This window comes from Paucisalibacillus algeriensis, from assembly GCF_000577245.1.
Lineage (GTDB): Bacteria > Bacillota > Bacilli > Bacillales > Amphibacillaceae > Ornithinibacillus.
Genome location: NZ_CBYO010000011.1, coordinates 99,876 through 113,237, shown reverse-complemented (window position 1 = coordinate 113,237; position 13,362 = coordinate 99,876). Strand labels below are relative to the sequence as shown.

The 13,362-nt window shown below is 35.6% G+C and carries 12 protein-coding genes; all 12 read left to right on the top strand.

Going from position 1 to position 13,362, the window contains the following annotated elements; translation table 11 throughout:
• Window positions 1-247 precede the first annotated feature (247 nt).
• Window positions 248-4,537 (top strand): PolC-type DNA polymerase III, encoded by a 4,290-nt coding sequence (locus TY11_RS07795; protein WP_042144767.1) that lies wholly within the window; start codon window positions 248-250, stop codon window positions 4,535-4,537.
• A gap of 163 nt (window positions 4,538-4,700) precedes the next feature.
• A complete protein-coding gene (locus TY11_RS07790; protein ID WP_042144765.1) occupies window positions 4,701-5,570 on the top strand; it encodes an STAS domain-containing protein in 870 nt (289 codons plus the stop codon).
• A 263-nt stretch (window positions 5,571-5,833) separates the two neighbouring features.
• The gene (rimP, locus tag TY11_RS07785; RefSeq protein ID WP_042144763.1) at window positions 5,834-6,304 is read left to right on the top strand and encodes a ribosome maturation factor RimP; all 471 of its coding nucleotides are present in this window, start codon (window positions 5,834-5,836) and stop codon (window positions 6,302-6,304) included.
• A gap of 17 nt (window positions 6,305-6,321) precedes the next feature.
• A complete protein-coding gene (gene nusA / locus TY11_RS07780; RefSeq protein WP_042144760.1) occupies window positions 6,322-7,422 on the top strand; it encodes a transcription termination factor NusA in 1,101 nt (366 codons plus the stop codon).
• Window positions 7,423-7,435: 13 nt separating this feature from the next.
• Window positions 7,436-7,714, top strand: coding sequence for an RNase P modulator RnpM (gene rnpM, locus TY11_RS07775; RefSeq protein WP_042144758.1), 279 nt, complete (start codon window positions 7,436-7,438; stop codon window positions 7,712-7,714).
• The gene (locus TY11_RS07770; RefSeq protein ID WP_042144756.1) at window positions 7,704-8,009 is read left to right on the top strand and encodes a L7Ae/L30e/S12e/Gadd45 family ribosomal protein; all 306 of its coding nucleotides are present in this window, start codon (window positions 7,704-7,706) and stop codon (window positions 8,007-8,009) included. The genes rnpM and TY11_RS07770 overlap by 11 nt, the downstream gene beginning before the upstream one ends.
• 20 nt (window positions 8,010-8,029) lie before the next feature.
• Window positions 8,030-10,189 carry a translation initiation factor IF-2 gene (gene infB / locus TY11_RS07765; protein ID WP_042144754.1) on the top strand — a complete coding sequence of 720 codons (2,160 nt, stop codon included), beginning with the start codon at window positions 8,030-8,032 and terminating at the stop codon, window positions 10,187-10,189.
• On the top strand, window positions 10,186-10,464 hold the full coding sequence (locus tag TY11_RS07760; RefSeq protein ID WP_042144752.1) for a DUF503 domain-containing protein: 279 nt from the start codon (window positions 10,186-10,188) through the stop codon (window positions 10,462-10,464). Before infB ends, TY11_RS07760 begins: the two co-directional genes overlap by 4 nt.
• 154 nt (window positions 10,465-10,618) lie before the next feature.
• Window positions 10,619-10,963, top strand: coding sequence for a 30S ribosome-binding factor RbfA (gene rbfA / locus TY11_RS07755; RefSeq protein WP_042144750.1), 345 nt, complete (start codon window positions 10,619-10,621; stop codon window positions 10,961-10,963).
• Window positions 10,964-11,041: 78 nt separating this feature from the next.
• A complete protein-coding gene (gene truB, locus TY11_RS07750) occupies window positions 11,042-11,935 on the top strand; it encodes a tRNA pseudouridine(55) synthase TruB (RefSeq protein WP_042144748.1) in 894 nt (297 codons plus the stop codon).
• A 19-nt stretch (window positions 11,936-11,954) separates the two neighbouring features.
• Window positions 11,955-12,890, top strand: coding sequence for a bifunctional riboflavin kinase/FAD synthetase (locus TY11_RS07745; protein ID WP_042144747.1), 936 nt, complete (start codon window positions 11,955-11,957; stop codon window positions 12,888-12,890).
• Between the two features lie 149 nt (window positions 12,891-13,039).
• Complete coding sequence (gene rpsO / locus TY11_RS07740; protein WP_026906165.1) at window positions 13,040-13,309, top strand: 30S ribosomal protein S15; 270 nt, start codon at window positions 13,040-13,042, stop codon at window positions 13,307-13,309.
• Window positions 13,310-13,362: the final 53 nt, after the last annotated feature.

The window sequence follows — 13,362 nt, the reverse complement described above, 5'->3', positions numbered from 1 at the left end:
AGGTACTATATAAATAGAATATTTTAGTTTCGGGACCCTTGTCTATTATCATTTCGACAAGGGTTTCAATTGTTTTATGTTAGGAAATTATAAAATTTAGCAATGTAGTATTTCGAAGTAGTAAAAATCTTACTAAGTACAAGAAAAGCTAACGATTCGCTAAGACTAAGTGAATGATAGTTTTTCTAAACTAATAATTTCCTGATAATGTCATCCAAAGGCGAATGAGTGCAGGAGGAATATGAGAATGGATATTTCAAAAAAGGAAAAAATGAATTTACTACTACAGCAAATTGAAATGCCGAATAAGTATGTTCAAGAATATTTCCAAGAAAGTGCTTTAGAAAAACTAGAAATCTTTAAACTCCAGAAACGTTGGCATTTTAATATTATGGTAGAAAAAGTATTACCTACAACCATTTACCAAGAACTAATAACCAGACTAAAAAATGCTTTTCAACAAATAGCTACTGTAGAATTAACGTTAGAATCCTTAGATAATCAGTGCGAAGAAGAACTGGTTTGTGATTATTGGCAATTATTTTTAAAATTAACCCCAGATATTTCACCAGCTTACCGAGATTTAGCTTTTGGCCAAAAACCTCGAGTTAACGGTAATAAAATTATGTTAACTGCAAGGAATGAAGTAGAGGCAACTGCCTTGAAAAAAAGACTAGATGACAGTTTTAAATCTTTCTGTAAAAGCGTAGGTCTGTCTTATCATCCACTAGCAGTAGATGTTAAGACAGAATTGGAAGAAATCCAAAAGTTTAGAGAACAGACGGCACTAGAGGATCAGAAGTTAATATTAAAAACCATTCAAGAAAAAGAAAAACGTGATAAAGAGCGTCCGGTTGCAGATAATCAACCGTTTGCATTAGGCTACAAAATTCAAGAAGAACCAATCGAAATGCAGGAAATTCTTGAAGAAGAAAAACGTGTTACGGTTCAAGGCTATGTTTTTGATGTGGAAATACGGAAATTACGTTCTGGAAGAAGCTTATTAATTGCAAAAGCAACAGATTATACAGATTCACTGCAAATTAAAATGTTCTCCAAAAATGATGAGGATGCAGCAAAGTTTGAACAATTGAAAAAAGGAATGTGGGTTAAGGCAAGAGGGAGTATCCAAACAGATATGTACTCCAATGAACTAGCTATGATGGCAAACGACATGCATGAAGTTCACGTGGCATCTCGGCAGGATTATGCTCCTGAAGATGAGAAACGCGTTGAGTTCCATACCCATTCGACGATGAGTCAATTAGATGCAGTTGTTACACCAGCAAGGCTAGTAGAACAAGCAGCTAAGTGGGGACATAAGGCTATCGCAATCACAGATCATGCGGGTGCACAAGGTTTTCCAGATGCACATAGTGCAGGTAAGAAACACGGGATTAAAGTGCTTTATGGTGTCGAAGCAAATCTTGTAGATGATGGAGTACCCATTGCTTATAACGAAACTGATGTTGCGTTAGATGAAGCAACATATGTTGTCTTTGACGTTGAAACAACAGGCCTCTCAGCCGTTTATGACACCATTATAGAACTTGCCGCAGTTAAAATACATCAAGGTGAAATTGTGGATCGCTTTGAATCATTTGCTAATCCTCATCATCCATTATCCCAAACCACAATTGATTTAACTGGTATTACGGACGAAATGGTACGGGATGCTCCGGAAATTGGTGATGTACTACGTGATTTTCAAAAATGGAGTGGGGATGATGTATTTGTAGCCCATAATGCAAGTTTTGATATAGGATTTTTAAATCAGGGCTACCATAAAATAGGGTATGAAAAGGTTACTAATCCAGTTATTGATACCTTGGAGCTGGCTCGTTTTTTATTCCCAGAGTTAAAAAACCATCGATTAAACACGTTGTGTAAACATTTAGATATTGAACTGACACAACATCACCGTGCAATTTATGATGCCGAGGCAACAGGTTATTTACTTTGGAAACTAGTACAAGCGGTATTAAAAAAGGAAATCACTAGCCATAAGCAGTTAAATAACCATATGGGTGAAGGGAATGCTTATCAACGCTCTCGACCTTTTCATTGCACGATTTTAGCCCAAACACAAGAGGGATTGAAAAACCTTTATAAGCTTATATCGTTTGCCCATATTGATTATTTTTATCGTGTACCGAGAATTCCAAGATCTGTACTTCAAAAATATCGAACAGGGCTTCTCCTTGGTACTGCCTGTGATAAAGGAGAAGTATTTGAAACAATGATGCAAAAGTCAGCAGATGAAGCTGAAAAGGTTGCCGAATTCTATGATTATATTGAAGTACAACCACCTAGTAATTATTCCCATCTAATCGAAAAGGATCTAGTGCAAAATGAGGCTCAAATTCTAGATATTATTACCAAATTAGTTGAGCTAGGGGAAAGAATTGATAAGAAGGTAATTGCTTCGGGAAATGTTCACTATATTGATGATCATGAAAAAATGTATCGACAAATTTTAATTGCATCACAAGCTGGTAACCCTCTGAACCGTGTAACATTACCAGATACTCCATTCCGTACCACGAATGAAATGATAGATTTATTCAGTTTCTTAGGAGTAGAGAAAGCAAAAGAAATTGTCGTTCAAAATACACAAGCTTTGGCAGATGAAATAGACGAACTCTCACCAGTAAAAGATGATCTCTATACACCGCGTATTGAGGGTGCAGATGATGAAATAAGGGATCTATGCTATACGCGAGCAAAGTTGGTTTATGGTGAACCTGTTCCTAAAATTGTTACTGATCGTTTGGAAAAAGAATTAGATAGTATTATTAGCAATGGATTCTCGGTTATTTATTTAATCTCTCAAAAACTAGTAAAAAAATCACTGGATGATGGATACCTAGTTGGATCAAGGGGCTCTGTTGGTTCTTCCTTTGTAGCGACCATGACGGAGATTACAGAGGTAAATCCATTACCACCACATTATGTATGTCCAAGCTGTCACTACAATGAGTTTATTACGGATGGTTCGGTTGCAAGTGGCTTTGACTTACCAGATAAAGATTGCCCAGAATGTGCCACTTCACTTAATAAGGATGGACAGGATATCCCATTCGAGACATTCTTAGGATTTAAGGGGGATAAAGTTCCAGATATTGACTTGAACTTCTCTGGAGAATATCAACCAAAAGCTCATAACTACACGAAGGTATTGTTTGGAGAGGACTATGTATATCGTGCAGGTACAATAGGTACGATAGCTGAAAAAACAGCCTATGGCTATGTGAAAGGTTATGCTTCAGATAAAAATTTAGTATTTAAAAATGCGGAAGTAGATCGATTAGTAAAAGGGACTACAGGAGTTAAACGAACAACTGGACAGCACCCTGGTGGTATTATCGTTGTTCCAGATTATATGGATATTTATGATTTTACGCCAATCCAATATCCGGCAGATGATAGGAAGAGTGAATGGCGGACAACTCACTTTGATTTCCATTCCATTCACGACAATATATTAAAACTTGATATACTTGGACACGATGATCCGACCGTTATTCGTATGCTTCAAGATTTAAGTGGAATTGACCCAAAAACAATTCCAACAGACGATAAAGAGGTCATGAAAATCTTTTCAAGTACTGAATCATTAGGGGTTAAGTCTGAACAAATTAATTGTAAAACAGGAACATTAGGGGTTCCTGAATTTGGTACTAAATTTGTACGTCAAATGCTAGAAGATACGAAACCTAGCACTTTTGCTGAATTGGTAATTATTTCAGGGTTATCACACGGTACAGATGTTTGGCTTGGTAATGCTCAAGAGTTAATTAATGATGGTATTTGTGAATTACCAGATGTAATAGGATGTCGTGATGATATCATGGTTTATTTAATGCATAAAGGTCTAGAAGCTTCACTTGCCTTTAAAATCATGGAGTCTGTGCGTAAAGGTAAGGGATTACAAGATGAGTGGATTATAGAAATGAAAAAACATAATGTACCAGATTGGTATGTAGAATCTTGTAAAAAGATTAAGTATATGTTCCCGAAAGCACACGCTGCCGCCTATGTATTAATGGCCGTCCGAATTGCTTATTTTAAAGTTCATTATCCAATCCTATTTTATGCTGCATACTTTACAGTTCGTGCAAGTGATTTTGATCTGGATACGATGGTTAAAGGTTCAGAAGCGATACGTAAGCGTATTGAAGAAATCTCGGTAAAAGGAAACGATGCAGCTCCCAAAGAAAAAAGCTTATTAACCGTTCTAGAAATTGCACTTGAAATGTGTGAACGAGGATTTTCATTCCAAAAAGTTGATTTATATAAATCCAAAGCTTCAGAATTTGTTGTAGAAGGCAACACTTTAATACCGCCTTTTAATGCAGTTGAAGGTCTTGGTACAAATGCAGCTATTAACATTGTAAATGCAAGGGAAGAAGGAGAATTCCTTTCTAAAGAAGATTTAAGGGAACGTAGTAGGATTTCAAAAACTATCTTAGAATATTTGGATAACCATGGCTGTTTAGAAGGTATGGAAGAAAAGAATCAATTATCATTGTTCTAGGAGTTATTATACTAAGAGGTTGTTCTTTAGATGTTTTCCAGAGAACAACCTCTCCCTTTAGCTTTAATTCTTGATAGACAAAAGTATTTATATGTATAATAAATTCGAAATATTTTATAATTAAGTATGCATGTAAAATCAATAACAAGGAAGTGATTTGTCTGTGTCTGATTTCGTAATAAGTGAAGATATACATAAATTTTTAGAGGTAAATCGTAGCCTTTTTGAAGAAAAATTACTTAGTGTTGCAGTGAATGTTAGGGATAAGATAAACGAAATACATTTAATTGGAAATATAAATTTATTAGATAATGCCCACCAACTAGTTTTACTTGTAGTTGATCAAAAAGAAGAAGAAGTAAAAGCATTTGCTAAGAATGAAGGTATGGTTTGGGCAAAGTACGCCATGACACTGAGCTTTAAACTTGAATGGATACGGGCAATTCGAAAGACTTTTTGGGAATTCTTGTACCAATTTGATGTATTGACTGACAATACAGAAAAGAAAAGTAATATTTTTTACACTGAAACAAGTAATTATAATGAACTCATTGATTCATTTACAAATGGATTTTTCATTAGTTATTCAAAATATAAAGATGAGTTAATTGAGAAACAACAAAAATTAGTAAATAAACTTTCTGTACCAATAATTCCTATCACACCCGATGTAAGTATTTTACCGTTGATTGGAACTATAGATACCAATCGTGCAAACATTATTGAGGAAAAAGTGTTATTAGAAGTAGGAAGGCTTAGAATCCAAACATTAATTATGGATCTTTCCGGTATTGCCGAGATGGATAATGAAGCAATTAAACTGTTCTTAAAATTACTAGATGGTGTAACGATGATGGGGAGCAAGTTAGTCATAACCGGTTTACGTCCTGAAATTGTTCGAAATATGATCAATTTAGATGTTGAATTTGGTACAAAAGCAACCACAAAAGCCTCTTTACAAAAAGCTCTTCAAGATTACTTGAAGGTTGATACAATAAAAAATAATAATAATTCTTTAGTAGATTATTTTTAAAGGTAACTATAAGTATTATTTATTTGCTATTTTCTTGCAAGAAGAGTTTACATATGGTATATTTTAGTAGTAAGTTTTGATAGCATCGGACTAAAGAGTGGGCATTTCCCACTCTTTCTTCGTAATCTGCCTACTTTGTTTAAACTTCCCTTGCCTAGTTCTGGCAAGGGTTTTATATTGGTTTTGCCTTTAAATGAAATTCATGCAGATTGTAAATAATAAGAAATAGTATGTGCAGCTAGAGTTAAAGGAGGAAGGTAAGATTGAGCTCTCAAGTTGTAAAAACAACAGAAGAATTAGTTCAGCCAATTTTAGAAGAAAAGAAATTAGAATTAGTTGATGTCGAATATGTAAAAGAAGGTAAGAATTGGTTTTTACGGGTCTTTATTGATAAAGAAGGCGGTATAGACATTTCTGAATGTGGCGAAGTATCCGAACTATTAAGTGAAAAACTCGATGAAATTGACCCAATTAAGGAAGCATATTTCTTGGAGGTTTCCTCACCTGGAGTTGAACGTCCCATTAAAACTGTTGAAGACTTTGCTAAAAGTGTAAACAAAAATGTCTATGTGAAATTGTTCGAACCCATTGATGGTGAAAAGACTTTTGAAGGTCTCCTAGTCGATTTTAATGAAAATATAGCAACCATCGAATATAAGGTAAAGACACGTAAGAAACGAATAGAGATTCCATTTAATAAAATTGCAAAAGCGCGACTTGCTGTTGCACTATAGAGGGGGAAAATTGGAAGATGAGCAGTCAATTGTTTGACGCAATTGAAAATTTGGGTAAAGAAAAGGGTATTGACAAGGAAATCTTGATTGAAGCCCTAGAGGCTGCATTAATATCAGCATATAAAAAGAATTTCAAATCAGCGACAAATGTCCGTGTAGAATTAGACGAAGTAGTTGGATCAATGCGTGTTTTTTCTAGGAAGACAGTAGTTGAGGAAGTATTTGATAATCAACAAGAAATTTCTTTAGACGAAGCAAAAAAAATTGATCCTAATTACGAAATCGAGGACATTATTGAGGTTGAAGTTACACCTAAGGATTTTGGTAGAATTGCTGCACAAGCTGCTAAACAGGTTGTAACTCAGCGAGTTCGTGAAGCTGAACGCGGTGTAATATTTAGTGAATATGTTGATCGCGAAGAAGATGTGATGACAGGAATTATTCAACGAATAGACCCTAGATTTGTTTATGTCAATTTAGGGAAAATTGAAGCAAAACTTCCTGAGTCTGAACAAATGCCAACTGAAGATTATCAAGTGCATGACCGCATAAAGGTCTTTGTAACAAAAGTTGAAAACACTAGTAAAGGACCTCAAATCTTTATTTCTAGGTCACATCCTGGATTACTAAAAAGATTGTTCGAGATGGAAGTTCCTGAAATCTATGATGGTATCGTAGAAATTAAATCTGTCGCAAGGGAAGCAGGCGACCGTTCAAAGATTGCAGTTTTCGCAGAAAATCCAGAAATCGATCCAGTAGGGTCTTGTGTTGGCCAAAAAGGCGGTCGGGTCCAAGCCATTGTGAATGAGCTTAAAGGTGAAAAAATTGATATTGTTGAATGGTCCGAAGATCCAGTTGTATATGTTTCGAATGCACTTAGCCCATCGAAAGTTGTGGAAGTTTTAGTTAATGAAGAGGATAAATCAACTACTGTTATTGTACCTGATTATCAATTATCACTTGCAATTGGTAAACGTGGACAAAATGCAAGACTTGCCGCTAAATTAACTGGTTGGAAAATTGATATAAAGAGTGAAACAGAAGCACGAGAAGAAGGATTATTATCAGAGAAAACAGATACAGATTACGCGGATGTCGAAGAGGATTTATTCGAATAAAGGAGAGGTATTTATGGTAGGAAAACGTAAAACTCCAGAGCGTAAATGTGTTATCACGAATGAAATGAAAGCCAAAAAAGATTTGATTCGGATTGTTCGTGATAAGGAAGGCGAGGTCTCTGTAGATCCTACTGGAAAGAAAAATGGTAGGGGAGCTTATTTAACTAAGGACCTAGCAGTAATTAATCAAGCAGAAAAAACAGGTGTATTGGCAAAGCATTTAAATGCCGAGATTGATCATGAGGTTTATGAAGAACTAAGAACACTTGTACAGGATCGCCATGAAAAATAATAATTACTTAAATATTGTCGGGATAGCATTTCGGGCTGGACAGTGCTCAACAGGGGAAGAAACAATAGTTAAAGACATACAGAAAAGAAGAGCAAAATTAGTACTTATTGCAAATGATGTAGGTCCCCAAACTAAGAAAAAGCTTACGGATAAATGTCAGTCATATAATATTCCATATGTGATTGTGGCAGAAGACCGAGATAGACTATCAAATGCTATCGGAAAATCCCAAAGAGTAGCTATTGCAATTTTAGATAACGGTTTTGCAAACAAACTAAAGTCGTTACTCGGGTAAATAAATTCGGGGGTGAACATATGCGTAAAATGCGTGTATATGAGTATGCAAAAAAACAAAATATCACAAGTAAAGTTGTAATTAATTTTTTAAAAGAGAAAAATATTGAGGTTTCTAACCATATGTCAACAATTGATGCTGATACGATCGTGAAACTTGACCAAAAATTCTCTGCTAAGCAAGAAAATACAAAGCCAAATAACAATCAAGAAAAACAACAAAAGACAGAAAATAAGCCAGTTAAGCGTGATGAGAAAATCGAAAAAGGTACAAAATCGACTTCGAATCCGCATACAAAGCACGGGGAGCAACATACTAAAAAACAAATGAATAATAACAAACAAAAACCAAACAACAAACAACAGAATAAAGGTCCAAGAAATAAAAAGAATAACCAACCTAAACCACAACCAGTTGTAAAAGAAACACCGAAGCAAATTAAATACTCAGGAACTTTAACAGTTAGTGAATTAGCAAGCAAACTTAACAAAGAAGCTTCAGAAATCATTAAAAAACTCATGTTCCTTGGAGTAATGGCAACAAAAAACCAAGATCTTGATGATGATGCCATAGAGTTAATTTGTGCAGAATTCGATGTGGAAGTTGAAAAAGAAATAATTCTGGAAGATACAGATTTTGACAAGTATTTAGAGGAGGATAATGAAGCAGAGCTAGTGGAAAGACCTGCTGTAGTAACAATTATGGGTCACGTTGACCATGGTAAGACTACCCTACTTGACTCCATTCGAAATACAAAGGTAACTGCTGGAGAGGCTGGAGGTATTACGCAGCATATCGGTGCTTATCAAGTAAACAGAAGTGGTAAGAAAATTACCTTCTTAGATACGCCTGGACATGCCGCATTTACTAGTATGCGTTCCCGGGGAGCACAGGTTACGGATATTGCGATTCTAGTGGTTGCAGCTGATGATGGAGTAATGCCGCAGACAGTTGAAGCAATTAACCACGCTAAGGCTGCAGAAGTACCAATTATTATTGCAGTGAACAAAATTGATAAAGAAACTGCAAACCCGGACCGCGTTATGCAAGAATTAACAGAGTATGAGTTAGTTCCAGAGGACTGGGGTGGCGATACAATCTATGTTCCACTTTCAGCTCTAAAAGGTGAAGGTATTGATGACCTATTAGAAATGATTGTTCTTGTGTCTGAAGTTGAAGAACTAAAAGCTAATCCAAAAAGACATGCAACTGGTACTGTAATTGAGGCACAATTGGATAAAGGTCGTGGATCTGTTGCAACATTACTAGTACAAAATGGTACATTACGTGTAGGTGATCCAATTGTTGTTGGTAATACATTTGGTCGTGTCCGTGCAATGGTAAATGATCTTGGACAACGTGTGAAAGAAGCAGGACCTTCTACACCAGTTGAAATTACAGGGTTAAATGATGTGCCACAAGCCGGAGATCAATTCCTTGTATTTGAAGATGAAAAGACTGCACGTCAAATTGGTGAAGCACGTCAGCAAAAACATATTCAAGAAAATAGATCAGAAACAAATAAAGTTAGCCTTGATGATTTATTTGAACAAATAAAACAAGGTGAAATGAAGGAAATCAATGTAATTGTTAAAGCAGATGTTCAGGGTTCTGTTGAAGCCTTAGCTTCGTCACTTCAAAAAATTGAAGTGGAAGGTGTGAAAATCAAGATTATTCACACTGGTGTTGGTGCCATTACAGAATCAGATATTATTTTAGCTTCCGCTTCTAATGCAATTGTAATTGGATTCAACGTTCGTCCGGATGCTAACGCAAAACATACTGCAGAATCAGAAAAAGTTGATGTCCGCTTGCACCGGGTTATTTATAAAGCTATCGAAGAAATTGAAGCTGCAATGAAAGGGATGCTAGATCCTGAATTTCAGGAGAAAGTTATTGGTCAGGCTGAAGTTCGAGAAACGTTTAAAGTATCCAAAGTTGGGACAATTGCGGGTAGCTATGTAACGGATGGAAAAATCACTCGTGACGCAAGTATTCGTTTAATTCGTAATGGAGTTGTTTCTTTCGAAGGTGAGATTGACGCTCTAAAACGCTTTAAAGATGATGTAAAAGAAGTTGCCCAAAACTACGAATGTGGAATAACAATTAAAAATTATAATGATATCAAAGAAGGCGATATTATTGAGGCATTCGTAATGGAGGAAATTGAGCGTAAATGATAATCTCTCTTGAAGTAGAATGCATATTATATGATGGCCATTCCTTAAAGGATAAACGTTCCGTAATTAAACGGTTGCTTGCTAAGCTGCGTCGGGATTTTAATGTGGCTGTTACAGAACTGGATTACCATGACCTGTGGCAACGGACAAAGCTTGGTATAGTAACGATTACAAATGAACGTACTCATGGTGAACAAGTAATGCAGGAAGTACTTCGAGTAATTGATACGTATTCTGAATTAGAAAGAACCGTTACAAATGTAGAAATCGTCTAGCTTGCTATATTGTTTTTATGTCTAGATCCAGGCACCAGCGACTAGCGAGACTTCCTTTGACTCTTAACGATAAAGAAGACTTAGTCCAGTCCGTGAGTCGCTTAGCGGGCGCCTCCCACTTTTATATGTGTTCTTAATTAAAGAGGTGAATACTTTGAGTAATTTACGAGCTAATCGGGTAGCAGAACAAATGAAAAAAGAATTAGGTGAAATCATAACTAGAAAAATTAAAGATCCCCGTGTTGGTTTTGTTACCGTTACAGATGTTGAAGTAACTGGGGATTTACAACAAGCTACAGTGTATATTTCTGTTCTTGGCGATGACAATAAGAAGAAGGACACATTACTTGGCCTTGCTAAGGCAAAAGGGTTTATCCGTTCCGAAATTGGCAATCGAATTCGGTTAAGAAAAACACCTGAAATTAATTTTGAATTTGATGAAGCACTTGAATATGGAAATCGTATAGAAACAATTCTACGTGATATTAACAAAAATTAATCAATAGTCTTATCATGAAAATCTGACTCAGTTGGGTCAGATTTTTATTAAGACTAAACCTTTGGGGGTTATAAAATTATGGATGGTATTTTACCTCTATGGAAGCCAAAAGGTTGGACATCGCATGATTGTGTGATGAAAATTAGAAGATTATATAAAACCAAAAAAGTAGGGCATACAGGTACCCTTGATCCAGAAGTTGAGGGCGTTTTACCGATTTGTATTGGTCAAGCCACTAAGATTGTCCAGTTTCTTACTGAAACATCAAAAGTATATATTGCCGAGCTTACTTTAGGAAACTCAACGGAAACGGAAGATGCACACGGTGCTGTTATTGAAGAAGTGAAGGTGGACCATTTTCCAAGTCAACAGGAAATAGAAAACGTGTTAAAATCATTTATGGGCGAGATTACACAAGTTCCGCCAATGTATTCTGCTGTAAAGGTAGCAGGTAAAAAGCTATATGAATATGCTCGTGCTAACCAAACTGTTGAACGCCCTTCACGGACAGTGGTTATACATGATATTAATTTTGTTTCAAAAAAACAAGAAGGTAACAAAATAAAATTTAATGTTACGTGTTCAAAAGGAACCTATATCCGAACATTATGTGTTGATATTGGAAGGAAATTAGGGTATCCTGCACATATGTCTCATCTTGTTCGAGAAGAGACTGGAGCAATTAGTAGAGAACACACATTTGATTTTGATACCATTGAAGCGGCATGTGTTAATGGGAATGAACGAGAGTTATTACTTCCCGTTACAGAAGGCTTGACCCATTTAGATACGCTCCAAGTAGATGAAATAACTGAACAAAAGGTATTAAATGGACAAAAGCTATCCCGCCCAGAACAAATAATGGAAACAAAGCCATTTAAAGTAATGCATGGTGATAAATTATTAGCAATCTATCAAATTCATCCTGAGAAGAAGAGTGAAATAAAACCAATTCGCGTATTTAGCGAGTAGTCAAAGCGTAGGTGAGAAAATGGAAACAATAGAGTTGACGTATCCCCATCAGTTCCAAATCGAAGAATTACCAGAAACTATTGCTGCAATTGGATTTTTTGATGGTATACATCGAGGACATCAAGCTGTCATTCAGTATGCAATTGCTAAAGCAAAAGAAACTCAAACGAAAAATGCAGTAATAACGTTTTATCCTCATCCATCTGTCGTACTCAGAAATAATCATGACGTGAAATATATTACACCTCTTAAGGAAAAACAGAAAATACTTGAGGATCTAGGCGTTGATCGCCTTTATATAATTAATTTTAACAAGGAACTTTCTTCATTAAGCCCAGAAGATTTTGTCAATCATTTTATTGTCGGATTAAATATAAAGCATATAGTGGCGGGTTTTGATTTTACATATGGACATAAGGGTAAAGGTAATATGGAAACCATCAGCGAGCATGCTAATGGGAGATTTAATCATACAATGATTGATAAAGTGTCATCAGATAACGAAAAAATTAGTTCTACCAAAATTAGAAGTCTTCTGGATTCAGGTTATGTTGAGCAAGCTAACACCCTACTTGGAAGGTCACTTACTACAAGTGGATTAGTTATTCAAGGGGATAAAAGAGGTAGAGAATTAGGCTACCCTACAGCAAATATTAAGTATAATTCAGAAGCTCATTTGCCTAAACCTGGTATATACGCTGTTCGTATGATAATAGATGGAACTTATCATGAAGGAATGGCAAGTCTTGGGACAAACCCAACCTTTACAGAGGACCGAATTGATTTATCACTGGAAGTATATATTTTTGATTTTGAACAACAGATATATGGAAAAGAAGTAATTGTAGAATGGTATAAATTTATACGTAATGAGGAAAAATTTGATAGTGTGGAAGATTTGGTCGAACGAATGAAGTTAGATGAAGAAGAAATACGTTCTTATTTCGAGAGATAAAGTTAGGAATTATTATTCATTTTGGCTAAACCTTGCATTTTGTTGAAAAAAGATGTACACTTAAACAGTTAAAACCTTCGCTTGGCAAATCGAAACTCCGACGTTTGCTAGGGGACAGGGGTTACTATAATAATAGGAGGTGGCCTAACATGGCTATTACAAAAGAACGTAAAAATGAAATCATTAATGAATACAAAGTTCATGAAAGTGATACTGGTTCACCAGAAGTACAAATCGCTGTACTAACTGCTGAAATCAATACTTTAAATGAGCATTTACGTGTTCATAAGAAGGATCACCATTCACGTCGTGGTCTTTTAAAAATGGTTGGTAAGCGTCGTAACTTACTTAACTACCTACGTAATAAAGACGTAACACGTTACCGTGAGTTAATTAAAAAGCTTGGCTTACGTAGATAATGTAAAAAGCAGGAGTAATCCTGCTTTTTTTCTACGTTTATCCTGTTTTACAT

Coding starts and splice junctions, on each gene's coding strand:
- nusA (WP_042144760.1), top strand. CDS start 6,322: ATGAGCAGTCAATTGTTTGACGCAATTGAAAATTTGGGTAAAGAAAAG.
- TY11_RS07760 (WP_042144752.1), top strand. CDS start 10,186: ATGATAATCTCTCTTGAAGTAGAATGCATATTATATGATGGCCATTCC.
- rnpM (WP_042144758.1), top strand. CDS start 7,436: ATGGTAGGAAAACGTAAAACTCCAGAGCGTAAATGTGTTATCACGAAT.
- truB (WP_042144748.1), top strand. CDS start 11,042: ATGGATGGTATTTTACCTCTATGGAAGCCAAAAGGTTGGACATCGCAT.
- rpsO (WP_026906165.1), top strand. CDS start 13,040: ATGGCTATTACAAAAGAACGTAAAAATGAAATCATTAATGAATACAAA.
- TY11_RS07795 (WP_042144767.1), top strand. CDS start 248: ATGGATATTTCAAAAAAGGAAAAAATGAATTTACTACTACAGCAAATT.
- infB (WP_042144754.1), top strand. CDS start 8,030: ATGCGTAAAATGCGTGTATATGAGTATGCAAAAAAACAAAATATCACA.
- TY11_RS07745 (WP_042144747.1), top strand. CDS start 11,955: ATGGAAACAATAGAGTTGACGTATCCCCATCAGTTCCAAATCGAAGAA.
- TY11_RS07770 (WP_042144756.1), top strand. CDS start 7,704: ATGAAAAATAATAATTACTTAAATATTGTCGGGATAGCATTTCGGGCT.